Source organism: Pantoea allii, assembly GCF_002307475.1.
GTDB lineage: Bacteria > Pseudomonadota > Gammaproteobacteria > Enterobacterales > Enterobacteriaceae > Pantoea > Pantoea allii.
The window spans coordinates 32727-56938 of the sequence record NZ_NTMH01000019.1; the positions used below are offsets into that span (position 1 = coordinate 32727).

Sequence of the window (24212 nt, forward strand, 5' to 3'; positions counted from 1 at the left end):
AGACGTTCAATAAATGATAAGATTGCTACGCGACAACGGCTTCCGGACTGCCTTTGAGCTGTTGCCACGCATCAATAACGCTTTCCAGCGTCACGTCATTACATTCCCCGGAAGGCGTCTGCAGGATTTTATATTCACCTGACCATGGGTGCCATCCGGGGGCATCAGTATCGCCAAAAAACACCACCTGCTTTTTATGTAAACCTGCAGCGATATGCATTTGGCCACCATCGCTACACAGAATTTGGTCACAACAACTAAAGCCCGCCATTAAATCACGCACCGACGTTGTCGAGTAGGCGGCGACACGAGAGGAATTGACTAACGCCAGGAGGTTCTCTGCACGGGCATCATCACCCCTGTCATCCGGCCCCAGTGCACCCTGCGGAGACCAAAAGATCAGCACACGCGCTTGCTCATCCTCTAACAGATAATGGATAAAAGCCGCATAGCTTTCCAGGCCCCAACGTCGCTTCGGGCTACGGCTGCTGATGTGTATACCGTAAGTTTGGCCGGCTACGGAAAACATGGAATTGACACGTTTTTTTGCCTGCTCACGCTCTTTATGAGTTAAATAAACTCTTACCGGCGGAACTGCAGGCAAACGATCGGTCAGCGCTGAGAGATACGAGTAAGTGTGTTCGACCTGGTGGTTGCCAGAAAAATCGTCTCTGCAAAAGATTCTTGTCAGCCCGTTACTGGCTTCACCCGCGCCAATAATATGGGTGGCTCCCGCCATACGCGCCAGACGTAAGCTGTATTTGCAGGGGACCGGGTTAGCCAGTACCGCCGCATCAAACTTCGTTTTACGTAAAGCCCAAAAAATTTTTAAACGGTGCCAGTAAACGCCAATTGCGGTCTCATTCTTGCCACGGTGCTTGGCTTTCTTATAGACATGAAGCGCATCAACATGGGGGTTATGCAGTATCACATCCTGCGCCACTTTATTTACCAACAGCGTCAGTTTAGCTTCGGGAAAGGCCGTTTTGATGCCTTCGAGCAACGGCGTGGTACAAACCATATCACCAATGTTGTCGCGCCTGATGACGAGGATATTTTTCATACAATACTCAGTTTAGGAAAGCACGGCCGGGCTATAGCATACCTGGCGTTAAGAGTGGCGAAAAAATAAATTTCTGCTACACATAGTGTTTGACCCATATTGCAAAAAAAGTTCTGAATGCTTTCGTAATAATGTCCGCAAACATCCGCTCAATTTTCATTTGAATTTATGATGCCGTGTCACAGAATTTGCCTTTATTATCAATAATCACACCAATGTTTAACGCTGGTGCCATGTTTGAGACATTTATCCAGTCTTTGCTGGCTCAGACGCTGACATCCCTGGAAATCATCCTCGTTGATGATGGCTCCACAGACGGCTCAGGTGAGAAGGCAGACGGCTATGCACAGTGCTACCCCCACATTCAGGTCATCCACCAGCCCAACGGTGGCGTCTCACGTGCGCGCAATGCAGGGCTGGCGGTCGCTCGCGGCAAGTATGTGACCTTTCCAGACGCTGACGACACCATGAAGCCCGAGATGTACCAGACGCTGGTAGATATGGCAGAGTCAGACAATCTGGATGCGGCACAATGTAACGCCGAGTGGTTTTTCCAGGCGGATGGGAACGTTCAGCCACTTATTCCCCCGGACAGGCTCACCAGCACAGCCGTGTTGAGCGGACCAGAATGGCTCAACAAGGCGCTGAAGACTCATCGCTACAAACATGTCGTCTGGCTCGGTATTTACCGACGCGAACTGATTGAAAAACTGAAGCTGAATTTTGAACCCGGCCTGCACCATCAGGATATTCCGTGGACCACCGAGTTCATGCTGAATGTAGAGCGCGTACGCTATACCGATAAACAGCTGTATCGCTACTATCTGCACGATGCTTCTATCAGTAACCGTAAGCGTACCGGCCTGCGCAATGTTGAATATCAACGTCACTACCTGAAAATTGCCCAAATGCTGGAAGCGATCAATGCGCGCTATCGCCATAAAGTCAAAATCTACCCGGCATTCCACTATCAGATCACTTACGAAGCACTCAGCGTATGCCACAGTATCCGACGCGAACCTGAGGAATCAGCCCGTCAGGCGATGATTGCGGATCTCTTCGCTACCCAGACACACAAACGCATGCTGCGTAATGCGCGTGGTGTAAAACAGTGGTATCAGTTGCTGCTCTGGCTGAGCCGTATTTATTACTGGCGCAGGAAATAAGCGACGTCACTTGCTTTAACCCCTTCAGGGTTTGCCCTACAATCAGCTCACTGAATTCTGAGAGCATTTGAGTATGACAAGCCCGATTCCAGCCCAGTTTGCACCGAAAAAAATTCTGTTAATCAAACTGCGTCATCACGGCGACATGCTGCTGACTACGCCTGTCATCAATGCTTTGCATCAGCATTATCCGCAGGCCACCCTTGATGTCCTGCTTTATAAAGAAACACGCCCCATGCTGGAGGCGCATCCTTCCATACATCACCTGCATATCATCGATCGCAACTGGAAAAAGGAAGGCGGCTGGCAGAAGTTGCGCCATGAAATGGCCCTGCTCTCAGCGGTGCGATCCCGTCATTACGATGTGGTGATTAACCTTGCCGATCAGTGGCGCAGTGCGATTATTACCCGGCTGTCTGGCGCGCCGGTGCGCATTGGCTTTGCGTTTAAGAAACGCGATAACGCCTTCTGGGGTTGGTGCCACAATCATTTGGTCACCACAGAAAATCATGATCGGTTGCACACGGTGGAGCAGAACCTGTCAGCCCTGTCACCGCTGCAGATTTCAACCGAGGGCGCCAAAGCCTCTATGCATTTCAGCCCGAACGACGATCGGAAAGTGCAGGATATGCTGCTCCAGCAACAGATAAATAGCCCTTTTATCGTACTGCAACCTACGTCGCGCTGGCAGTTTAAATGTTGGGAAGAAGATAAAGTTGCAGCCACTATCGACCAACTGGCTCAAGCCGACCGAAAAGTCATCCTGACAGCAGGACCGGATGATAGTGAGCTGGCGATGGTTGAGCGGATTCTGGCGCAGTGCCATTCTCCGCATGTTATCTCCCTGGCAGGCCAGCTGACGCTGCCTCAGTTGGCCGCGCTTATCGCTCGCGCCAGGCTTTTTATTGGCGTGGACTCGGCCCCCATGCATATGGCCGCCGCGCTGGACACACCGTGCATTGCGCTGTTTGGTCCCACTAAGTTGCAACACTGGCGTCCGTGGGGTGACAACAATCGGGTCATCTGGGCTGGCGATTATGCCCCCCTTCCTCCGCCAGACTCCATTGATACGCGCACCGGGCAACGGTATTTATCCGTTATTCCGGTTGAGGACGTGGTGACCGCCGCAAGGAGCTATTTAAATGAGTAAGTTACGTCTGGCGATTGTCCGGCAAAAATACCGCCCCGATGGCGGGGCCGAGCGTTTTATTTCACGCGCACTGGAAGCCCTGGGTAGCGAACAGTTAGATCTCAATATCATCACCCGAAGCTGGCAAGGAAAACCCAATCCGGACTGGCATCTGCATATCTGCAATCCTGCTAAACTGGGACGGGTCTCGCGTGAGCGGGGTTTTGCCCATGCGGCACGGGCCTGCTGGGAACGGGAGAAGTTTGATATTGTCCAGAGCCATGAGCGTATAGCGGGCTGTGACATATTTCGGGCCGGCGACGGTGTACATCGTGTCTGGCTTGAGCAACGGGCACGCATTGTTTCTCCGCTGCAGCGCTTGAGCGCCGCAATAAGTCCTTATCATCGCTACGTCCTGCAGGCGGAAACGGATATGTTTCATTCCCCCTCGCTGAAAGCGGTAATATGTAATTCTGAGATGGTGAAAAAAGACATCCTGCGCTGCTTTACGCTGCAGGCAGAGAAAATACATGTCATTTACAACGCTATCGATTCAACGCGCTTTCAGCCGGCCACTGAGGCCTCTCGTCATGCTGTGCGTACACAGCTGAACCTGCCCACTAACGCAACCGTACTGATTTATGTGGGTTCTGGATTTGAACGTAAAGGCCTGAAAGCCGCCATTGAAGCGCTGGCCAAAAGTAATCGCTATCTGATTGTGGTCGGTCAGGATAAACAGGTGAAACGTTATCAGCAGTTAGCCAACCAGCTCAACTGCCTTGAACGGTTACGTTTTGTCGGCGTACAGCAGGATGTGCAGCCCTTTTACCATGCTGCTGATGGTTTGCTACTGCCAACGCTCTACGATCCTTTTCCCAATGTTGTGCTGGAAGCGATGGCATGTGGTTTGCCCGTGATTACCAGCACGGGCTGTGGCGGCGCGGAATTTATTCGCGAAGGCCAGGAAGGCTTTGTACGCGATGCGCTAGACATCACAGGCCTTAACCAGGCTATTAACGCCCTTTCTATGCTGACCGTCGATATGAGGATGGGAGAAGCGGCGCGGCGCAGGATCGAACCCTACAGTCCACAGAACCTGGCGAATTCACTGAATGCGCTTTATCAGCAGGTGCTGAATAGCCACTCATGATGTGGGATGAGTGATTATGCTGTTTCTGATAAGATGCAGTAATCTGACTTTAATCTGTTTTTTTGACGCCAACGTGTCATAACGGTAACTATGACGACCATTTACACCGCATTGCTCTATTTTATTCAGCCACTGATTTGGCTGCGCCTGTGGCTGCGTGGTCGTAAAGCCCCTGCCTACCGTAAACGCTGGGCAGAGCGTTATGGCTATTGCGCCGGAAAAGTAAAACCTGAAGGCATAGTTTTGCATTCCGTCTCCGTGGGTGAAACCCTGGCGGCGGTGCCTCTGGTGCGCGCACTACGTCATCGTTATCCTACGCTGCCTATTACCGTAACAACCATGACGCCAACCGGCTCTGAACGCGCGCAGTCTGCGTTTGGCAAAGATGTGCATCACGTCTATTTGCCCTACGATCTGCCAGGCTCCATCAATCGCTTTCTTGATACGGTTAATCCGCGCCTGGTGATCATTATGGAAACGGAGTTGTGGCCAAACATCATCCGCATTCTGCATGAGCGCCATATTCCGCTGGTGATCGCCAACGCCCGGCTGTCGGAACGTTCTGCAAAGGGCTACCGCAAGCTGGGCAAGTTTATGCGTAACCTGTTACAGAGCATCACGCTGATTGCCGCTCAGAACGCCGAGGACGGGGAGCGTTTTCTTCAGCTCGGCCTGAAACGTTCTCACCTGTCGATTACCGGTAGCCTGAAGTTTGATATTTCTGTTACGCCAGAGCTGGCCGCAAGAGCGATAACGCTGCGGCGTCAGTGGGCGCCCCGCCGCCCGGTTTGGATTGCCACCAGCACTCATGAAGGCGAAGAGGCGATTCTGCTGGATACGCACCGCCGTTTATTACAAACCTTTCCGGATCTGCTGCTTATTCTGGTGCCACGTCATCCGGAGCGTTTCAACGATGCCCGCGAACTGACGCAAAAACGCCAGTTCAGTTTTACCTTGCGTAGCAGCGGTGAAATCCCATCCAGTTCAACGCAGGTCGTCATTGGCGACTCGATGGGGGAACTGATGCTGCTGTATGGCATTGCCGATCTGGCATTTGTGGGCGGCAGTCTGGTTGAGCGCGGCGGTCATAATCCGCTTGAACCTGCAGCCCATGCTATTCCTGTGCTGATGGGCCCGCACACCTGGAACTTCAAAGATATTTGCAGCAAGTTGCAGCAGGCACAGGGACTGATCACCGTCACCGATGCTGCGTCACTTGAAAAAGAAGTGACGAATCTGCTGCAGGACGATGATTATCGTCGCTACTACGGACGCCATGCCGTAGAAGTGCTCCACCAAAATCAGGGAGCCATACAGCGTCTGCTACAGTTACTTGAACCCCATTTACCGCCACGAGCTCATTGATGACTTCAACGCGCCAACGCCTGTCAGTGGTGATGATTGCCAAAAATGAAGCAGAGCTGCTGCCTGACTGTCTTGCATCCGTACATTGGGCCGATGAAATCATCGTGCTGGATTCAGGCAGTACGGATAACACCATAGCGCTGGCCCGTGAAGCAGGTGCACAGGTTTATCAGGCGACGGAATGGCAGGGCTATGGCAAGCAGCGTCAGCGGGCGCAGAGTTTTGCCCGTTGCGACATGATTTTGATGATCGATGCCGACGAGCGTGTAACGCCAGCGTTACGTCGGGCGATTGAGCAGGTACTGGACGCGCCGCCGGGCCGCACCGTTTACAGCCTCAGCCGAAGTAATCTTTTTTTAGGGCGTTTCATGCGCCATAGCGGCTGGTACCCTGACCGGGTAATGCGTCTGTATCCGCGTACGTTACGCTATAACGACAATCTGGTGCACGAGTCGCTGAACACCGAAGGCGCACCAGTCAAGGTCCTTAACGGGGATTTGCAGCACCTGACCTGCCGCGACCTGATGGCATTTCAACGCAAACAGCTGGCCTACGCGGAAGCCTGGGCACAGGAAAGATTCCTGCGCGGAAAAGCGTGCAGTCTGTTTTCTGTCTTCTCGCATACGCTGGGTGCCTTCATTAAAACGCTACTGCTGCGTGCCGGTTTCCTTGATGGCAAACAGGGTTGGCTGCTGGCGGTCGTTAATGCCCAGTACACGTTCAACAAATATGCGGCGCTATGGGCGCTGAATAATGCTTCGGCGAAAGGGCGCACATGACCACTAAAGCTATCTATCCAGGCACCTTCGATCCCATCACATTAGGCCATATTGATATTGTGACGCGTGCTGCACAGATGTTTGACTGGCTTGTCGTGGCGATTGCGGCCAGCCCAGGCAAAAAACCCTTGTTTACGCTGGATGAAAGGGTTGCGTTGGCGCGTCAGGCAACCGCCCATTTATCGAATGTTGAGGTGGTGGGTTTTAGCGATCTGATGGCCAATTTTGCCCGCGCGCAGCAGGCAAATGTCTTAGTACGCGGATTACGTGCGATATCGGATTTCGAGTATGAGATGCAGCTGGCGCGTATGAACCGGCATTTGTTGCCGACGCTGGAAAGCGTGTTTTTGATGCCGTCAGAAGACTTTTCTTTTATCTCTTCTACGCTGGTAAAAGAAGTGGCGCGGCATGGCGGCGATGTTTCGGCCTTCCTCCCCGCGCCTGTTCACCAGGCGTTACTGGCTAAGCTACCTTAGCGCTGACAGTTTGGGCACCAGTAAGTACTGCGTTGCCCATGCTTACCGCTGACAATGGGCGTGCCACATGCCCGGCACGGCTCACCCGCACGACCATAAACCTGTAGCTCTTGTGCAAAATAGCCGGGCTTACCATCACTTTGCAAAAAGTCGCGTAATGTCGTCCCACCCTGCTCGATTGAGCGTAGCAACACCGCTTTGATGGTATTAGCCAAAAGCGCGGCGTCTTCATGGGACAGACTCATTGCGGGGCGATCAGGAACGATCCCGGCGGTAAACAGCGACTCACTGGCATAAATGTTACCCACGCCAACCACAACTTTATTGTCCATCAGCCACTGCTTAATCACCGTTCGCTTACCACGGGATTTTTCGAACAGATAGTCGCCATTGAACAGTTCACTCAGCGGCTCTGGGCCGAGGTGTGCCAGTACGCTACTGCCGGCCAGGTCACTGCTCCACAGCCAGGCCCCAAAACGCCGGGGATCGGTATAGCGCAGCACTTTACCGTTGCTCATCACCAGGTCGACATGATCGTGTTTGGCGGCAGGCAACTCTTCTGAAAGCACGCGCAAACTGCCAGACATACCCAGATGGATAATGATCCAGCCGTGCGGCAACTCCAGCAAAAGGTATTTGGCGCGACGTTGAACACTCAGCACAGGCTGATCGCTTAGCGCCAAAATTTCTTGTGAGACCGGCCAACGCAATCGCGCGTTACGCACAACCGCGTGAAGAATTGTTTGACCAACCAGATGTGGCTCAATGCCGCGTCGGCTGGTTTCTACCTCTGGCAACTCAGGCATAACCTCTCCCCTGCGCATTACACAAACAAAAAACCCGGCCTGAGCCGGGTTTTTTGCAGAAAACCAAAATTACTTAATTTTGGCTTCTTTGTAGATCACATGCTGACGTACAACCGGATCGAACTTTTTCAGTTCAAGTTTCTCTGGTTTAGTACGTTTGTTCTTCGTGGTGGTATAGAAGTGACCTGTACCAGCAGAGGAAACCAGCTTGATCTTCTCACGAATACCTTTAGCCATGATTCAGTTCCTTAGTACTATTAGTACTTCTCACCACGGGCACGCATGTCGGCTAACACCGTATCAATGCCCTTTTTATCAATAATACGCATACCTTTTACAGATACACGCAGAGTAACGAAGCGCTTCTCGCTCTCAACCCAAAAACGGTGTGAGTGCAGGTTCGGAAGGAAACGGCGTTTCGTCGCGTTCATTGCGTGGGAACGGTTGTTACCGGTCACCGGACGCTTTCCAGTTACCTGGCAGACTCGTGACATGTCTATTCTCCAAAAATCAAATCAGCTCGAGCTTTAAAAATTAGGTTTTGGCCGCCTCGTCAGGCTTACAGCCCGCCAGGCGAGTTCCATGGAACCCGCTAAGCTGGCCTAACCGCCAAACCCGAGATTCTCAAAGGTGGCGTAGTATACGCCGCTCGGCCCAAGTGCTCAAGTCCCGAACAGATAAAGATCCCGAATGATCGTGTAAAAAGCCGTCATCTGGACCAGATTTTCAGGCTCAGAGCCATCCCCGTTCGGTAAATGAGACAGATTCACCATGTCCAATCACCAGATGATCGAGCACGCGAATGTTTACCAAGCGACAAGCTTCGCAGATTTTCACCGTAATGTCGCGGTCAGCCTTACTGGGCTCGGCTTTTCCCGACGGATGGTTATGCGCGATGATCAACGCTGCAGCGTTAATTTTAAGCGCCTCGCGCACAATCTCTCGTGGATGAACCTCCACACTATTAATGGAGCCAGAGAACATTTGCCGGGCGGTTATCACCCGATGTTGATTATCTAAAAACATCACGATAAAAATCTCACGTTCCTGCTCCGCCAACAGCATTTGCAGATACTGGCGTGTTGCAATGGGGCTATCGAGCGTATTTTCACGGGCCAGCTGGCTGGCAAAAAAGCGTTTAGCCAGCTCAGCAACGGCCCGGAGCTGGATTAACTTAATTTCGCCCGCCCCTTTAATGCCTTTAAAATCCTCGGCACTGGCGTTCACGATGTTGTATAGCGAGCCCAACTCTTGCAACATCTGCTGTGCCAGCTTCATCACCGGTACGCCTCTTGAACCGGTGCGCAAAAAGATGGCTAACAGTTCTGCATCACTTAATGCATCTGCGCCCAGTAGCTTAAGTTTTTCCCGTGGTAGAAAATGATTCATTGCTGCTCTCCCTGTCGCCCCCTGTATCATCCCCTGTCAGTGAAAACGCCACCAGTGAGCAAATGTGATTCTTCGGCACATCTCGCAAACGCAGTCATTGAAAAGGTGCCTGAGAGGTTTTGTGATAAAATTCGACCATTCCGCCGTCCCGAAACGGCAATTGAAAATGAGGTTAGCTGCATGATGGGATTAGCCGGTAAAAAAGTGCTGTTAGGCGTAAGTGGTGGTATTGCGGCCTATAAAACACCCGAGCTGGTGCGCCGTCTTCGCGATCGCGGTGCCGATGTGCGCGTGATGATGACCCATGCAGCAAAAGCGTTTATTACGCCGCTCAGCCTCCAGGCCGTATCGGGCTATCCGGTAATGGACGATCTGCTCGACCCAGCAGCCGAGGCAGCAATGGGCCATATTGAGTTGGCCAAATGGGCCGATCTGATTCTACTGGCACCGGCATCAGCAGATGTAATTGCGCGAATGACGGCCGGTATGGCGAATGATTTAGTGACGACCGCCGTGCTGGCTACCGCGTCACCTGTCGCGATTGTGCCCGCAATGAATCAGCAGATGTACCGTGCAGCCGTCACGCAAGCAAACCTCGCGACGCTTCAGTCGCGTGGCGTGTTGATCTGGGGGCCTGACAGCGGCAGCCAGGCATGCGGCGATGTCGGGCCGGGTCGTATGCTCGACCCGCTGGCTATCGTGGACTACGCGGTGCAGTGGGCAAGCCCCGTCAACGATCTGCAACATCTCAACATTATGATTACCGCCGGTCCTACCCGTGAAGCCATCGATCCTGTGCGTTATATCAGCAATCACAGTTCCGGAAAAATGGGCTTTGCCATCGCGACAGCCGCCGCCAGCCGTGGTGCAAATGTCACGCTGGTTTGTGGCCCGGTGACCTTACCTACGCCCACCGGTGTTAAGCGGGTTGATGTGACATCGGCACTGGACATGCAGGCGGCAGTGATGGGCGAGATAAACAAACAACATATTTTCATTGCAAGCGCTGCCGTGGCAGACTACCGGGCAGCCAACATTGCGGATGAGAAAATCAAGAAACAGGATGACAATAATGATGATAATGTCACCCTGCAACTCATCAAAAATCCCGATATTGTCGCGGGCGTTGCCGCGTTACCGCAGGGCCGACCGTTTGTGGTTGGATTTGCGGCTGAAACCCAGAATGTGGAAGAATACGCCCGGAAAAAACGCGCGCGTAAAAAGCTGGACCTGATCTGTGCTAACGACGTGTCAAAAGCAGGACAAGGGTTCAATAGCGACACCAATGCTCTTCACCTTTTTTGGCAGGAAGGAGAAAAGACCTTACCGCTCAGCGATAAGTCACTCCTTGGTCAACTTTTAATAGACGAGATTGTCAGCCGTTATGATGAAAAAAATAGACGTTAAAATTCTCGATGCGCGCGTCGGCAAGGATTTCCCATTGCCGACTTATGCGACACCGGGTTCCGCTGGGTTAGATCTGCGTGCCTGTATTGATGATGCGATGGAAATCGCACCGGGTACCACAATACTGGTCCCTACCGGACTGGCTATTCACATTGCCGATCCGAGCCTTGCTGCTGTTATTCTCCCGCGCTCAGGCCTGGGTCATAAACATGGCATCGTACTGGGTAACCTGGTCGGCCTTATTGATGCCGATTATCAGGGACAACTGATGGTATCGGTATGGAATCGTGGGCAGGAAAGCTTTACGCTACAGCCGGGCGACCGCATGGCCCAGCTGGTTTTTGTACCTGTCGTCCAGGCCGAATTCAATCTGGTGGAAACGTTTGACGCCAGCTTGCGCGGCGAAGGTGGCTTCGGTCACTCAGGCCGTCAGTAACCAGCACTACCGATTTTCACTTACGCCAATCATTTTATTTCTCATCGCCATAAGTCTTTCTCTTGTGGCTGATGCGTAGGTGTTGCCTGTTTATGGTGAAATTCAGGGGTTTTTAAGGGCATGGCAGAAAAAAAAGTCGTAAAGCGGAATCGTCGCGAAGAGATTTTGCAGGCGCTGGCACAGATGCTCGAATCCAGCGATGGCAGCCAACGTATTACTACCGCAAAACTCGCGGCTAACGTCGGTGTTTCGGAAGCGGCGCTTTATCGTCATTTTCCCAGCAAAACACGCATGTTCGACAGCCTGATCGAATTTATTGAAGACAGTCTGATTACCCGCATCAATCTCATCCTTAAAGATGAAAAAGAAACGATGGCGCGCCTGCGTCTTATCGTGCAGCTGATTCTGGGGTTTGGTGAGCGTAATCCGGGGTTGACGCGTATTTTAACGGGTCATGCGCTGATGTTTGAACAGGACCGCCTTCAGGGGCGTATTAATCAGCTGTTTGAGCGGATTGAGGTCCAGCTACGTCAGGTGATGCGTGAGCGAAAAATGCGAGAAGGTGAAGGCTTTCACACTGATGAAGCATTATTAGCCAGTCAGTTACTGGCGCTGTGCGAAGGATTATTATCGCGTTACGTTCGTTCCGAGTTCCGCTTTAGTCCTACTGCCGAGTTCGACACCCGCTGGCCGCTGATCGCGGCACAACTGGTGTAATACGCTGGCGGGCTCTGGCCCGCCGGCGATCAGACGCCGTACGCTTTTTGATACGCACGCACCTGGGCTAAGTGGTCAGCCATGTGCGTTTTTTCAGCCAGGTAGTCAATCAGGTCGTTGAGCGTAATAATGGCGGTCACCTTGCAGCCGTAGTCACGTTCCACTTCCTGAATGGCGGAAAGTTCACCACGGCCACGCTCCTGGCGATCCAGTGAAATCAGCACCCCAGCCAGACTCGCATCATGTGCATTAATGATATCCATGGATTCACGAATCGCGGTTCCTGCCGTGATGACGTCGTCGACCAGCATAATTTTACCCTGCAGCGGGCTTCCTACCAGCAGACCGCCCTCACCGTGATCTTTGGCCTCTTTCCGGTTAAAGCAGTAAGGCACATCCCGGTCATGATGATCGGCTAAGGCAACAGCCGTTGTGGTCGCGATAGGAATCCCTTTATAGGCCGGCCCAAACAGCAAATCGAAATCCACACCGCTGTCGACTAATGCCTGCGCATAGAAACGCCCCAGCAACGCTAAATCCCGCCCACTGTTAAACAGACCAGCATTAAAGAAATAGGGACTTTTACGACCCGACTTTAACGTAAACTCACCAAATTTAAGCACCTGCTTATTCAGTGCGAATTCAATAAACTGCCGTTGCCAGGCTTTCATGTCTTACTCCTCAGATAAAAAAGGCGACTCTGTGGTCGCCTGTTACTTTACTTTTCCAGCGCTGCTTTTTGCGCCTGAATTAATTCTTCGATACCGCCGCGCGCTAACGCCAGCAGTGCCAGTAACTCTTCATGACTGAAAGGTTCGCCTTCGGCAGTGCCCTGCACTTCGATCATGCGCCCATCTTCCATCATTACCACGTTCATATCGGTTTCAGCGGCGGAGTCTTCGACATATTCAAGGTCGCACAGGGCTTCACCGTTAACGATGCCCACGGATACGGCCGCGACCATCCCTTTCATCGGGTTCGCTTTCAGCTTACCGCTGGCCACCAGCTTGTTTAGCGCGTCGGCCAGTGCCACACATGCGCCGGTAATCGAGGCTGTCCGGGTACCGCCATCGGCCTGAATCACGTCGCAATCAAGCGTGATGGTGTATTCACCCAGCACCTTGAGATCGACAGCGGCACGCAATGACCGGGCAATAAGACGTTGAATCTCAAGTGTGCGCCCGCCTTGTTTCCCTTTTGCGGCTTCACGCGCCATACGGCTGTGCGTTGAACGCGGCAACATGCCATATTCGGCGGTGACCCAGCCCTGGCCCTGCCCTTTGAGGAAACGCGGAACACCTTCATCCACCGTTGCAGTGCAGAGCACTTTGGTTTCACCGAACTCCACCAGAACGGAACCCTCTGCGTGTTTGGTGTAATTGCGGGTCAATGTGACGGGACGCACCTGATGTGCGCTACGGCCTGCTGGACGCATGGTTATCTCCGGCTTGCAAATGGTTGGCTGCGTATTATACGGACTTCCTGGCCTGCTGTCTCTTGCCCTGGCCCGTCAGGCTCATGATGAAATTCATGTTGGAGTATGGCTAAATGCCTTACCTTTTGCCGCATATTTGCTAACTGATAAAACTATGGCCGCTATTTTTCATTTCCTGCTGGCGCTGGTGGTGATTTTCGCCCTTGCGTTACTGGTCAGTCATGACCGTAAACACATTCGCCCACGCTATATTATTCAACTTATTGTCGTTGAAGCCGCACTGGGCTGGTTCTTTCTTCATTCTGCCGGTGGACTGGCGCTCGTGGGTGCGGTGGGCCGCTTTTTTGAAACGCTGCTTGGTTTTGCTGCGCAAGGCACAGAGTTTGTTTTTGGCGGCATGAGTCAACAAGGCCTGGCCTTTATCTTTCTTGGCGTACTCTGCCCGATCGTTTTTATTTCCGCCCTGATTGGTATTTTGCAGCACTGGCGCATTCTGCCATTGCTGATCCGGCTCGTGGGAACAGTCCTGTCTAAAATCAACGGCATGGGAAAGCTGGAGTCCTTTAACGCAGTCAGTACGCTGGTACTGGGCCAGTCTGAAAACTTTATTGCTTATAAAGGTATACTGGCCGATATCCCACCTAAGCGCCTTTACACGATGGCCGCAACCGCCATGTCCACCGTTTCGCTGTCCATTGTCGGTGCTTACATGTCGATGATTGAGGCTCGATATGTTGTGGCTGCGTTACTGCTCAATATGTTCAGCACCTTTATCATCCTGTCGATTATCAATCCCGGCAAGGAAAGTGATGAGCAGCCTGTCGCACTGGACAAGTTGCATGAAGAACAGAGTTTCTTCGAAATGTTGGGTGAGTACATCCTGGCAGGCTTTAAAGTGGCCATGATCATCCTGGCGATGCTGATTGGTTTTATTGCCTTAATCGCGGCCATCAACGCCCTGTTCGCCGCCGTGTTTGGATACAGTTTCCAGCAGCTCCTTGGCTATGTTTTTTATCCCTTTGCCTGGCTAATTGGTATTCCTGCCGCCGACGCCCTCCAGGCTGGCAGCATTATGGCAACCAAACTGGTCGCCAATGAATTCGTCGCCATGATCGAGCTGAAGAAAGTCGCGGCAGGCATGACGCCACGAGGATTAGGCATCCTGTCGGTATTCCTGGTGTCTTTTGCTAACTTTGCGTCAATTGGCATTGTGGCAGGCGCGATTAAGGGGCTGAACGAACGGCAGGGGAACGTCGTTTCCCGATTTGGCTGGAAACTGGTTTATGGTTCAACCCTGGTAAGCCTGCTTTCGGCGGCCTTCGCCGGACTGTTTATCTGATTCTTTCACGGCGGCCAATGCCGCCGTTAATGACATCAGAAACTCACGCAGGAAGGCGAATCGACGCGCATGACCGATTCCTGACCAAACTCTTTTTTATACTGCTCGCGCAGTGCTTCAACACGGCTGTTGCTATCGCTGTCAAAATTATAAATGAGCACCAACGCTTTACTTTTCTCACGCGCCAGTTGACCGTTTTCACTCAGCCATTGCCCCTGGGCATCATAAACCGACAATCCAGATTTAAAGCGCGGGGTCACTTCTTTATCGATAAAACGCATCCAGTCCTGTGAACTCACGCTGCCACCTTTTGGCTTGCTGAGACCAAACCACAATGTGGTTTGCATCATCACTTCACCGCCAGCGCAAATGGGAACGGGCCGGGTAGAGGGCGCAAGTTGCAGTGCAGACGGCGGAGGCGGAGGCGGCGAGTGGCAGCCAGCCAACAGCAAGGTCAGCAGTACAGGAAAGCACAATACACGAGACATAAAAGGGATCCTCGATGAGTAAACCAGTAAACAGCATAAGTGCCTGTTGCTAAAAGCGGAAATAATTTGTTATCTCATCCTGTTCACGCTTACACCTGTTATGGTTAGCCTTGCCTCGTTATACTGACGCTAATCTTTCTGAAAATGAGTAACGCTTATGATCCGCAGTATGACCGCCTATGCCCGCCGTGAAGTCAAAGGCGACTGGGGCAGCGCCGCCTGGGAGCTGCGTTCCGTTAATCAACGTTATCTTGAAACCTACATCCGTCTGCCGGAGCAGTTCCGCGGGCTGGAGCCGATGATTCGGGAACGCATTCGTCAGCGCCTGACGCGCGGTAAAATCGAATGTAATCTGCGCTTTGATGCTGACCCGGGCGCGCAAGGCGAGCTGATGCTGAACGAGTCGTTGGCTAAACAGCTGGTGCAGGCCGCTAACTGGGTAAAAATGCAGAGCGACGAAGGCTCGATCAATCCGCTGGATATTTTGCGCTGGCCGGGCGTGATGTCTGCGCAAGAGCAGGATCTGGATACGATCAACACACAGCTGATCCAGGCGCTGGATGGCGCGCTGGATGATTTCATCGACGCACGCGAAAGCGAAGGTAGTGCATTAAAAGCGATGATTGAGCAGCGGCTGGAAGCGGTGACGCATGAGGTAAGTAAAGTGCGTGCTCAACTGCCCGACGTGATCAAGTGGCAGCGTGAACGTCTAATCGCCAAACTGGAAGACGCCGAAGTACAGTTGGAAAACAACCGTCTGGAGCAGGAACTGGTCATGATGGCGCAGCGTGTGGATGTCGCAGAAGAGCTGGATCGTCTGGATGCGCATGTCAAAGAGACGTACAACATTCTGAAGAAAAAAGAAGCCGTAGGACGTCGCCTCGACTTTATGATGCAGGAATTCAACCGCGAGTCGAATACGCTGGCCTCTAAATCAATTAATGCAGAGATCACCAACTCAGCGATTGAGTTAAAAGTGTTGATTGAACAGATGCGTGAGCAGATTCAGAATATCGAGTAATCTCCATGCAACTGCATTAATAAAGACAAGCCCATATTAAGTGGGCTTTTTTATTTCTCATTTACATCAATGATCGTCAGTATTATTTGAGAATTATGCGCTGATGGTGAGCAATATTTTAATGAGAAAAAAAACCCCACCCTGCATTTATTAATTAATAACTCACCGCATCACCCTGCCAAGGGCACATTAAATGCAATCCAATCATAAGCTTTCACTTTAATTAAACAGGCCGGTTACGTAAGTGATTTTTTGCACACTTTAATTAAGGAAATATCACTAATATTTATTTCGATGCAACCTTTAATTTTTATATTAAAAATATTCAAAACAGATTACTCATGAAAAAAGCATCAAGCAAGGAAGTAAAATTTATAAAGATGACAGTATAAACATCTAATTCTATCCCGTTAGATGTTAAATTACAGTTTCACTTTTAGGGGTGGTAGATTTATTTTACGCATTTCAATAAAATGAAAGCACCGTTTTGACTACACTACCGGAGGCGTCAATGAGCATGAGAAAAACGCTCGCTTATGTTGCAGCATTGACAACTTTAGCTTTTTTTTCATGTGATTTTTTCAATTCTCCAATAGTCTTTGCCGTTCATGGCACCGATTCCACTCAAGAATTATTGGTTAAAAACATGCCTTTCACTGATAGTGATAAAATCAAGTGGTGGGATAATAATGGTGCTAAAACCATCTCTTCTCCTGAAACGTACAATGTTTCAATCTGGAAATTTGATGGCAAGTATCAAAAGCTAGCGCCTAAGAACTCTGGGTTGTTTCCAGACCATGATATCGATTACTTGCTATGCTTTGACGACATAAAAACAGAAGAAAACTGTATAGACAAGTCAAACTGGATCATGGATATCACTAGAACAAAGGATGGCTACACTTATTACCGTCTTGATGGTGAGTCTTACTATCGAAAACCTTCTGGTGAACTGATCAAAGGTGATAGATTTACGACAACCATTAAACCTGTAAGCTGAATAGCTTGTCATTATGCTTAACGGTGAGTGGATTTGTGAGTGAAACAGAAATGCACTGCAAAGGAAACCACTAACCCTATGATTAATAATAATTAATTATTCCAATCGATATTAAAATCCAGAACATGAGCAATATCCATGCAACTGCATTAACAAATGCAAGCCCATATTAAGTGGGCTTTTTTATTTCTCATATATATTAATTATCGTTAGTATTATTTTAAACTTGTTCACAGATGGTGAGCAATGTCTTAATGAGAAAACTAAGCACCATCCTGTCAAGCAGGATGGTGGCGATATTTAAACCCTGCCTACCGATAGATTGATATCATGACGTATTAACGCATTGTGAGCCTGTATAACGCCACCTTCATTTATCACCCTTGAGGTGATAAATAATTAAGCATGCAGAACGTTATCTATCATGCGACTTCCTAACCTTACAGCGACTAATTCTGCACGCTTGCTAAAATTTTTTGTATTTACACGATATAAGCAACCATTCCATTATAAGCATTTGCGCTTCATCTCGTTAACCTCCCGAAAAGAAAACCTCTCTGTTAAAAAACGTCATCGCTAATCATAGAAGCGTGACAGCCGACAACTCAGGTAAAAAATAAGAATAAGGAAAATTCTTATGTATGTAAGATCAGTACATGACGTTACGTGTCAGCACGTGTAATCGTGCCTACCTCATTGAGTTATCACTCAGAATGCGTATGTAAAAAATTTTATACGCGTTGATAAGTACGATTAGTTTTAAGTTGCCTTTCATTACCCAAAATGCGTTATTCCGAAAGAAATCATTAATTAAAAGCCAGATGCGCAAAAAATTTCAGAAACGATAAGCCTGCTTATTTTTAATGCTCGGTATTATAACACAACAAAAAAACACCAATTCGCTCACATTTTCGTATTAAAAAAGCAAAGATGAGAAATAAAAAACGAATGTTCTACTAAAGTTTTATTTTTAAATGCCGTTCTTTCTTTGTGAAACCAATCAGAGACTGAAGCCATGAAAAAATTAACTTTTGTGTTTGTATTAATGACGTTATCGCCATTGTCATTTGCCACTGGCGGACAAATCAATTTCAAAGGTTCAATTGTGGAACCCGGTTGTGACACGCTTATTGTTAATTCTCAGATTAAACAAAGTTGCACGAGAGGAGGAAAAACTGAAGCCACAACCCTGCGTATGAATGACAGCCAACAATCTTTGCCGCTTAAGCTGGGTAAGGTGCAGTTAAAAAAAGTCGGTGATTTTCGCCTGATGACGATTACCTATAACTAGGATTTTTCTTTTCCAGACTCGGTTTTTCTCTTAAGCCATACACGTTACGTATGTGGGTAAACGTGTATCGCTTGTGAGGATAATTTCCGCTGAATTTCCAGTTCTCAAACATCCTGAACAGTGCGCACGCATTCATCATGTAGCTTTTCACAAGAAGCCTGTGCATACTCATGCATAGTCATTTTTTAGATTTTTGCCACTAAGAATGTAAATTTATCGAAAAGATGGTGGCTGTTGAGTACAGAACTGTCTTAATTTCCAGACGCCTGTTTTGCTATCCTCAACACACAACCGAAAAAATAAGACATTGTTTTATAACAATAAAATATTTTCACACCACCATTTCTTGCTCGATGACGCCCCGATGCAATCGATCATCCTAATCCTGAAGATGACGAAAGCTCACTGTGACAGAGGGCACTTTTTGATAAAGTGCTGGTCGTAGTTAGTACAGCCGTACCGCTTGGGAACTTAAGGAATGGGTCTTTTTGCGTTACATCCATCAATCCTTTAAGGTCAATGATGAAAAACACCAGGCAGTTCAGCAGCACCCTTTTACATCCCCGTTATTGGTTTACATGGTTTGGTCTTGGCATTCTCTGGCTCTTAGTTCAACTTCCCTATCCTGTCCTGATGCGACTTGGCGCAGGTGCCGGTAAACTTTCCCGTCATTTCCTTCAGCGTCGAGAGCGCATTACCCGTCGTAACATTGAACTTTGTTTTCCTGGCATCAGTGATGAAGACAAAGAAAGCATGATTGCGGGAAACTTTGCTTCTCTTGGTATGGCGCTGCTTGAAACAGGCATTGCCTGGTTCTGGCCGGACCACGCCGTTAAGCGCCTGTTTACTGTCTCCGGGCTTGCAAACCTCTATTCTGCTCAGAATGAAGGCCGGGGCGTGATGTTAATCGGTATCCATTTTATGTCTCTGGAGCTGGGTGGCCGCATCAGCGGATTGTGTCAGCCGATGATGGCTATGTACCGACCACATAATAACCGCGCGATGGAGTATGTTCAGACCAAAGGCCGCATGCGTTCCAATAAGGCGATGATTGACCGTCGCGATCTGCGCGGGATGGTACAGGCGCTTAAGCAGGGCGAATCCGTCTGGTTTGCACCGGACCAGGATTACGGCCCAAAAGGCAGTACTTTCGCACCGCTGTTCGCCGTTGAGAAAGCAGCGACAACAAACGGCACATACGTTTTATCTCGCCTGGCCAAGCCTGCGATGGTGCCGATCATGCTGATTCGTAATCCAGGCAACGATGGTTATAAACTGATTATCGAACCGATTCTGGAAAACTACCCTCATACGGATGAATCAGCCGCCGCTGCCTATATGAATAAAGTGATTGAGAGCCAAATCATGCGAGCGCCTGACCAGTACCTTTGGCTGCATCGCCGATTTAAAACGCGTCCACCAGGTGAAGCGTCTCTCTACGTATAACGATAAAGCAGGCTCAAGCCTGCTTTATTTTTTCATACTGCCGCTATCGCTCTTTCCCCGTTACGACTCACAGCACTTGCTCATCCAGCGTGCAGATATCAATATTCTGTCCTGACCATAAAACGGCCGTACCCGCATCTGCCATACCTCCTCTTATGACGTTGTGCCTCTCTACCATGAACATATTCTGACGTCTGGGAAATTTTTACGTTCAGAATGGATAAGCGCTACGACCATTGCTTACATAACCACCTTGCACTTTATTTGCCCCGGCTTAAGTGTTTCATACGGGAAAAATCCTGGGTCATCGCCTTAAAACGATGCTATGTATAACGTTTCAAAGCCTTTTTTATTTTGTATTGTTTACTACTGAATAGTCATACGTGACTTTGCCACAAGTCGTTATGAAGCGTTTATTTAGCAAGTGAGAAATATCATCCAGACAATAAACATTATCGCCTTTCTCAAATCACATATCAGATTTTCCTTATGATGTTAACCTCATTAAAAAGCGTTATAAATTATCTACACACAGCAAAACCTTTATAACGATATAACAGGGATCGTTTTTAATGTTCATCGTTAAATCAAGAACAGAAGAACAGGTTTGGGCATTAAACATAAAAAAGCATTTAGCACTCCACGTGATTTTTATACAGTGCTGATGTGCTCAAGGCCGTGTTAACTGAAAAACCACAATAAAATATAAATAACCCCGAGGGTAAGCAGGCATCACTGTCTGCTTACCCTCATAACAATTTACCCGGCGGGAATATTATGGCGATACGTAAAATAAATCTTATACACGTTAATTGGCCGCTTCTTTCATCGTTTAAAATATTAAGCATTGGCGTATTGCAACTTTCCCTGCTGGGTAAAATCCTGCAGGCTGAAGCCTTTAATTTGTTGGCTGTTGTCATTGCTGGATTGCTGGTCATTGACACACTGGCGGATCGCGGGTTCTCAAACAGCGTGATTCGTTATTCGACACTCTCAGTCAATAGGTTATCGGTTATTTACTGGGGCAACATACTGCTGGGACTGATCATTTTTGCTGTTTTTTTTATTTCCGGCATTGTTGTCGATCGGCTGTTTAATCAGCCACAGATAACCATGATGCTTGAGATGGCTGCCGTCATCTTTATCATCATTCCTCAGGGGCAACACTATCGCGCGATATTGCAGCGCGAAAAACAATTTTCCGATATCGCATTTTGCGAAATATCATCCGTATTCGTGGGCCTGGTCATTACACTGCTGACGGTATGGAGCACACCTTCGGTTTTGTGCGCACTATGGGGCTACCTGGCAATGGTGTCAGTAAGAATGCTGGCTTACTGCTGTTATGGCCGTATATGGTTTCAACCGGTATATCAATTCAGTCTGAAAACATTCTTCCAGATCTGCCTCAGGAATATATAATGCGCTTGCTGGATGCCGGACACCTGAAAAGCGGTCTTGCCGTGTTGTCGATCAGCACGGTTTTTATAAGACCTGGCACGTTGCATCAACAGCCTTCTCCGCTCGCTTAAACCACACTTCACTTGCGCTCACCCCGCATACGGGCTGCCATTAATCAGCCCTGTAGATTCCCGGCTTACACTGTTTCCTTTCTCTGTTTATACCAACATAATGTCGTCTCAAAGAGCCTGAGCCGTGCAATACGTCAACGGGGAGTAAGGCTGACCCGGTTTATCCAATAGAATTTGTGTTGATACAGGCCCTTAATTTTCTATAAATTATTGATTAATAAAAGCTTAGCCTGAAAGAGTGAGTTTTACTGATACTTTTAAAGCTATTAACAGAAAATCTCAGTCGCGCCGTTCTCTTCAGTGGCGTAGCCTTGCCGCCGTCTTCCTGGAGCCTGCTATGTTACTTACTGTTCTCTATATCCTTGGTATCACCGCTGAGGCAATGACGGGGGCGCTTGCCGCTGGCCGTCGTAAAATGGACCTGTTTGGTGTGATCATCATTGCTTCTGTGACCGCGATAGGTGGGGGTTCAGTGCGCGATATTCTCCTTGGTCATTATCCGCTGGGTTGGGTAAAGCATCCTGAATACATCATGATCGTAGCCGCTGCTGCCGTGGTGACCACGTTTGTCGCGCCGTTAATGACCCATCTACGAAAGGTGTTTCTGGTACTGGATGCGCTTGGTCTGGTGGTGTTTTCTATTATCGGTGCGCAGGTCGCCCTGGATTCGGGCCATGCCATGATTATTGCCGCGATCAGTGCGGTTATTACCGGCGTCTTTGGCGGCGTTTTGCGCGATATGTTTTGTAATCGTATCCCGTTGGTGTTTCAAAAAGAGTTATATGCCGGTATCGCGTTCGCATCAGGCTGGATGTACATCCTGCTGCTGAAAACCCCTCTGGCACATGAGGTTGTGATTATTATCACCTTACTCTTTGGCTTCTTTGCCCGCCTGCTGGCCCTGCGATTTCGCCTCGGTTTGCCCATCTTCAATTATCCCCATCCCGATCATTGATGAGGAAGGGATACCCTGCTGCTGTAAAAAGGTAATCAACGTTCGCAGCCCGGCATCCTTAAGATGTGAGGTAATACGTTCTGCCCGCAATGCGCCCACGCCGGGCAGAGATTGCCAGCCTTTTACATCCCGAGTCAGCACAGCGTCCCACGCTTTATCGTCTAATGCGCGCAGTGCCTTTTGCGGCAGTTCAATGCCTAACGCATTGAGCCAGCGACGCAAAGGTTGTTTCCGGGTCAAATCAAACCGATGCCAGATGTGTTGTGCTCTCTCGGATGAGATACCCGCTGCGGCGGCGATTTGTTCTGGCGTAATGGTCAGCCAGGAAAACAGATGCGTAATACAGCCGGTTTCCAGTAGCCGTTGCCAGGTACTGCGTTGCACACCAGGAATGTCGAGCACTGACTTTTGGCTCAGCCAACTCAAACGCGCCAGTAACTGGCGATGGCAATCCGGCGTTAAGGTATAACAACTTAGTCGCGTGAATTGCTCAGGTTCAGGCGGTTCAGGGTAATCCCGCTGCGCCACGCGCCAGATAACACGATCAAGCCGTGGAATGCCCTGACCCGCAAGGCTAATCGTCACCTGATCGCCTGCGATAATATCCTGCTCACGCCAGCGTTTTAGCGACCCTATACTGACTCGCCTGACGGTTTTATCATCCAACTGCACAGGTTGCAGGTTCAGTACCACTGCGACTTTTCCCGTGCGCCCTATCGAAAAATCAACGGAGCGTACCTCACTGCTGACCGCCGGTGGCTGGTATTTCCAGGCGATAGCCCATTCCCCCTCACCTGGCTGCCAGTACTTTCCCGCCGGACGTGTTGTCTGATGCACGACAACGCCATCGGTGACAAAAGGCAAGGGTGCATGAAACCAGCGATCACGCCAGCTTTCAGCCTCCTCTTCATCCTGAACGGGTTGGGTCCAGTGACTGGCAAGATCGAATCCCCATGCGGCCAATCGGGTCAGGCGTTCATGCATACTGGCTGGCCCGTCAGGCCAGCCCCAGATAAAAATACCCAGTTGTTCCAGAAGCGGCGAGTCTTCCTGACTCATCATTGCCCCCGCAACGCGGGCTCTGGCGTTCTTGCCGCCATCGGTCGCCTGTTGATGACCGGTCATCCGCAAAAAAAGCTCGCCCTGTAAGACAACGGTAGCGTCATCACTGTCAATCATCGCCGGAATGGCGGGAATCCGTCTGGCTTTCGCCAGCCACTGCTCACCATGTAAACCATCTCCACGGCTAATTAACGACACCAGTTTTCCCTGTCGATAGATTAGCGAGACGGCAACACCATCGATTTTCGGTTGGACCCAAAGGTCTTGCCGCGTCTGCATCCAGTAACCCAGTGCACGTTTATCCTGTACTTTTTTTACGCCCGTATGCGCAACCGGATGCCACAAAGTACCGTCCCCCGGCAAAGCAGGCACATAGTCGCCCGCCGTCTGCGTAAAACAGCGCTGCCAGTGGTTAAGCCGCTGCTGCAAACTATCGTAATCTGCATCCGCAACCAGCGAATGCCCCTGCTGGTAATACGCGTTATCCCAGTGCCGAAGCTGTTGTTGCAGATGACCGATCTCACTCACCGCCCGTGCAGGCGTCCATGCAGGACACAAGGCCCCACAGGAATAAATTGGGCTGAATAACAGCATCAGCCCGGCAGTTAACATCCCTTTCATCCGTCACCTCCTGATTTTTTATCATTCAAGCGCTGAACGTCAGGCTGAGCCAGCTGCATTCGCGCATTCTGGGACGGCTTGTGTGAACATTGAGGTGTGTTTTCAGATGCGAAAAGCGGCTCTGCGTACCTGGTCGCAT

25 protein-coding genes are annotated in these 24212 nt (G+C 49.9%); 16 read left to right on the plus strand and 9 right to left on the minus strand.

Features of this window, described 5'->3' with window-relative positions:
- Positions 1-25: 25 nt before the first annotated feature.
- The gene (locus CMR03_RS06460; RefSeq protein WP_096011113.1) at positions 26-1063 is read right to left on the minus strand and encodes a glycosyltransferase family 9 protein; all 1038 of its coding nucleotides are present in this window, start codon (positions 1061-1063) and stop codon (positions 26-28) included.
- Between the two features lie 176 nt (positions 1064-1239).
- Between CMR03_RS06460 and CMR03_RS06465 the strand changes: the two genes are divergently transcribed.
- From CMR03_RS06465 to coaD, 6 genes are all read left to right on the plus strand, one after another.
- Complete coding sequence (locus CMR03_RS06465) at positions 1240-2229, plus strand: glycosyltransferase (RefSeq protein ID WP_096011114.1); 990 nt, start codon at positions 1240-1242, stop codon at positions 2227-2229.
- 73 nt (positions 2230-2302) lie between these two features.
- Complete coding sequence (gene rfaQ / locus CMR03_RS06470; RefSeq protein WP_096011115.1) at positions 2303-3379, plus strand: putative lipopolysaccharide heptosyltransferase III; 1077 nt, start codon at positions 2303-2305, stop codon at positions 3377-3379.
- The gene (locus CMR03_RS06475) at positions 3372-4508 is read left to right on the plus strand and encodes a glycosyltransferase family 4 protein (RefSeq protein ID WP_096011116.1); all 1137 of its coding nucleotides are present in this window, start codon (positions 3372-3374) and stop codon (positions 4506-4508) included. Before rfaQ ends, CMR03_RS06475 begins: the two co-directional genes overlap by 8 nt.
- A 90-nt stretch (positions 4509-4598) precedes the next feature.
- Entirely contained in the window at positions 4599-5873 is a 1275-nt protein-coding gene (gene waaA, locus CMR03_RS06480) for a lipid IV(A) 3-deoxy-D-manno-octulosonic acid transferase (RefSeq protein WP_063877714.1), read from the plus strand.
- Positions 5873-6652 carry a glycosyltransferase family 2 protein gene (locus tag CMR03_RS06485; protein ID WP_096011117.1) on the plus strand — a complete coding sequence of 260 codons (780 nt, stop codon included), beginning with the start codon at positions 5873-5875 and terminating at the stop codon, positions 6650-6652. The genes waaA and CMR03_RS06485 overlap by 1 nt, the downstream gene beginning before the upstream one ends.
- Positions 6649-7128, plus strand: coding sequence for a pantetheine-phosphate adenylyltransferase (gene coaD / locus CMR03_RS06490; RefSeq protein WP_063877716.1), 480 nt, complete (start codon positions 6649-6651; stop codon positions 7126-7128). The genes CMR03_RS06485 and coaD overlap by 4 nt, the downstream gene beginning before the upstream one ends.
- On the opposite strand, the gene mutM is transcribed toward coaD, so the two are convergent.
- The 4 genes from mutM to radC all read right to left on the minus strand — a co-directional run bounded on the left by mutM (position 7125) and on the right by radC (position 9323).
- Complete coding sequence (gene mutM, locus CMR03_RS06495) at positions 7125-7934, minus strand: bifunctional DNA-formamidopyrimidine glycosylase/DNA-(apurinic or apyrimidinic site) lyase (RefSeq protein ID WP_096011118.1); 810 nt, start codon at positions 7932-7934, stop codon at positions 7125-7127. The genes coaD and mutM overlap by 4 nt on opposite strands.
- A 69-nt stretch (positions 7935-8003) precedes the next feature.
- Positions 8004-8171 (minus strand): 50S ribosomal protein L33, encoded by a 168-nt coding sequence (gene rpmG, locus CMR03_RS06500; protein WP_001051798.1) that lies wholly within the window; start codon positions 8169-8171, stop codon positions 8004-8006.
- 20 nt (positions 8172-8191) lie between these two features.
- Positions 8192-8428 carry a 50S ribosomal protein L28 gene (rpmB, locus tag CMR03_RS06505; protein ID WP_006121249.1) on the minus strand — a complete coding sequence of 79 codons (237 nt, stop codon included), beginning with the start codon at positions 8426-8428 and terminating at the stop codon, positions 8192-8194.
- A gap of 238 nt (positions 8429-8666) precedes the next feature.
- On the minus strand, positions 8667-9323 hold the full coding sequence (gene radC / locus CMR03_RS06510) for a RadC family protein (RefSeq protein WP_063877718.1): 657 nt from the start codon (positions 9321-9323) through the stop codon (positions 8667-8669).
- 180 nt (positions 9324-9503) lie between these two features.
- Here radC and coaBC point away from each other — a divergent pair, with 180 nt between their 5' ends.
- The 3 genes from coaBC to slmA all read left to right on the plus strand — a co-directional run bounded on the left by coaBC (position 9504) and on the right by slmA (position 11883).
- Positions 9504-10730, plus strand: coding sequence for a bifunctional phosphopantothenoylcysteine decarboxylase/phosphopantothenate--cysteine ligase CoaBC (gene coaBC / locus CMR03_RS06515; RefSeq protein ID WP_096011119.1), 1227 nt, complete (start codon positions 9504-9506; stop codon positions 10728-10730).
- Positions 10708-11166, plus strand: coding sequence for a dUTP diphosphatase (dut, locus tag CMR03_RS06520; protein WP_162287603.1), 459 nt, complete (start codon positions 10708-10710; stop codon positions 11164-11166). The genes coaBC and dut overlap by 23 nt, the downstream gene beginning before the upstream one ends.
- 120 nt (positions 11167-11286) lie before the next feature.
- Complete coding sequence (gene slmA, locus CMR03_RS06525) at positions 11287-11883, plus strand: nucleoid occlusion factor SlmA (RefSeq protein WP_063877721.1); 597 nt, start codon at positions 11287-11289, stop codon at positions 11881-11883.
- Between the two features lie 29 nt (positions 11884-11912).
- Here the strand turns inward: slmA and pyrE are convergent, their stop codons facing one another.
- Together pyrE and rph are read right to left on the minus strand one after the other, a co-directional pair.
- Positions 11913-12554 (minus strand): orotate phosphoribosyltransferase, encoded by a 642-nt coding sequence (gene pyrE, locus CMR03_RS06530; protein WP_063877722.1) that lies wholly within the window; start codon positions 12552-12554, stop codon positions 11913-11915.
- A 47-nt stretch (positions 12555-12601) separates the two neighbouring features.
- Positions 12602-13318 (minus strand): ribonuclease PH, encoded by a 717-nt coding sequence (rph, locus tag CMR03_RS06535; RefSeq protein ID WP_013027743.1) that lies wholly within the window; start codon positions 13316-13318, stop codon positions 12602-12604.
- 154 nt (positions 13319-13472) lie between these two features.
- Between rph and CMR03_RS06540 the strand changes: the two genes are divergently transcribed.
- A complete protein-coding gene (locus tag CMR03_RS06540) occupies positions 13473-14657 on the plus strand; it encodes a NupC/NupG family nucleoside CNT transporter (RefSeq protein ID WP_063881061.1) in 1185 nt (394 codons plus the stop codon).
- A 35-nt stretch (positions 14658-14692) separates the two neighbouring features.
- Here the strand turns inward: CMR03_RS06540 and CMR03_RS06545 are convergent, their stop codons facing one another.
- Complete coding sequence (locus CMR03_RS06545) at positions 14693-15145, minus strand: DUF3574 domain-containing protein (RefSeq protein WP_096011121.1); 453 nt, start codon at positions 15143-15145, stop codon at positions 14693-14695.
- 157 nt (positions 15146-15302) lie between these two features.
- Between CMR03_RS06545 and CMR03_RS06550 the strand changes: the two genes are divergently transcribed.
- From CMR03_RS06550 to CMR03_RS06575, 6 genes are all read left to right on the plus strand, one after another.
- Entirely contained in the window at positions 15303-16166 is an 864-nt protein-coding gene (locus CMR03_RS06550) for a YicC/YloC family endoribonuclease (protein WP_063877724.1), read from the plus strand.
- 511 nt (positions 16167-16677) lie between these two features.
- Positions 16678-17166, plus strand: a complete 489-nt coding sequence (locus CMR03_RS06555) for a DUF943 family protein (RefSeq protein WP_096011122.1) — start codon at positions 16678-16680, stop codon at positions 17164-17166.
- 1015 nt (positions 17167-18181) lie between these two features.
- A complete protein-coding gene (locus CMR03_RS06560) occupies positions 18182-18457 on the plus strand; it encodes a hypothetical protein (protein WP_063877727.1) in 276 nt (91 codons plus the stop codon).
- Positions 18458-18979: 522 nt separating this feature from the next.
- A complete protein-coding gene (gene lpxP, locus CMR03_RS06565; protein ID WP_063877728.1) occupies positions 18980-19903 on the plus strand; it encodes a kdo(2)-lipid IV(A) palmitoleoyltransferase in 924 nt (307 codons plus the stop codon).
- A 777-nt stretch (positions 19904-20680) separates the two neighbouring features.
- Positions 20681-21325, plus strand: coding sequence for an oligosaccharide flippase family protein (locus CMR03_RS06570; protein WP_063877729.1), 645 nt, complete (start codon positions 20681-20683; stop codon positions 21323-21325).
- Positions 21326-21772: 447 nt separating this feature from the next.
- Positions 21773-22390 carry a trimeric intracellular cation channel family protein gene (locus CMR03_RS06575; protein WP_063877730.1) on the plus strand — a complete coding sequence of 206 codons (618 nt, stop codon included), beginning with the start codon at positions 21773-21775 and terminating at the stop codon, positions 22388-22390.
- On the opposite strand, the gene ligB is transcribed toward CMR03_RS06575, so the two are convergent.
- The gene (ligB, locus tag CMR03_RS06580; protein WP_096011123.1) at positions 22304-24073 is read right to left on the minus strand and encodes an NAD-dependent DNA ligase LigB; all 1770 of its coding nucleotides are present in this window, start codon (positions 24071-24073) and stop codon (positions 22304-22306) included. The two genes, CMR03_RS06575 and ligB, sit on opposite strands and share 87 nt — an antisense overlap.
- Positions 24074-24212: the final 139 nt, after the last annotated feature.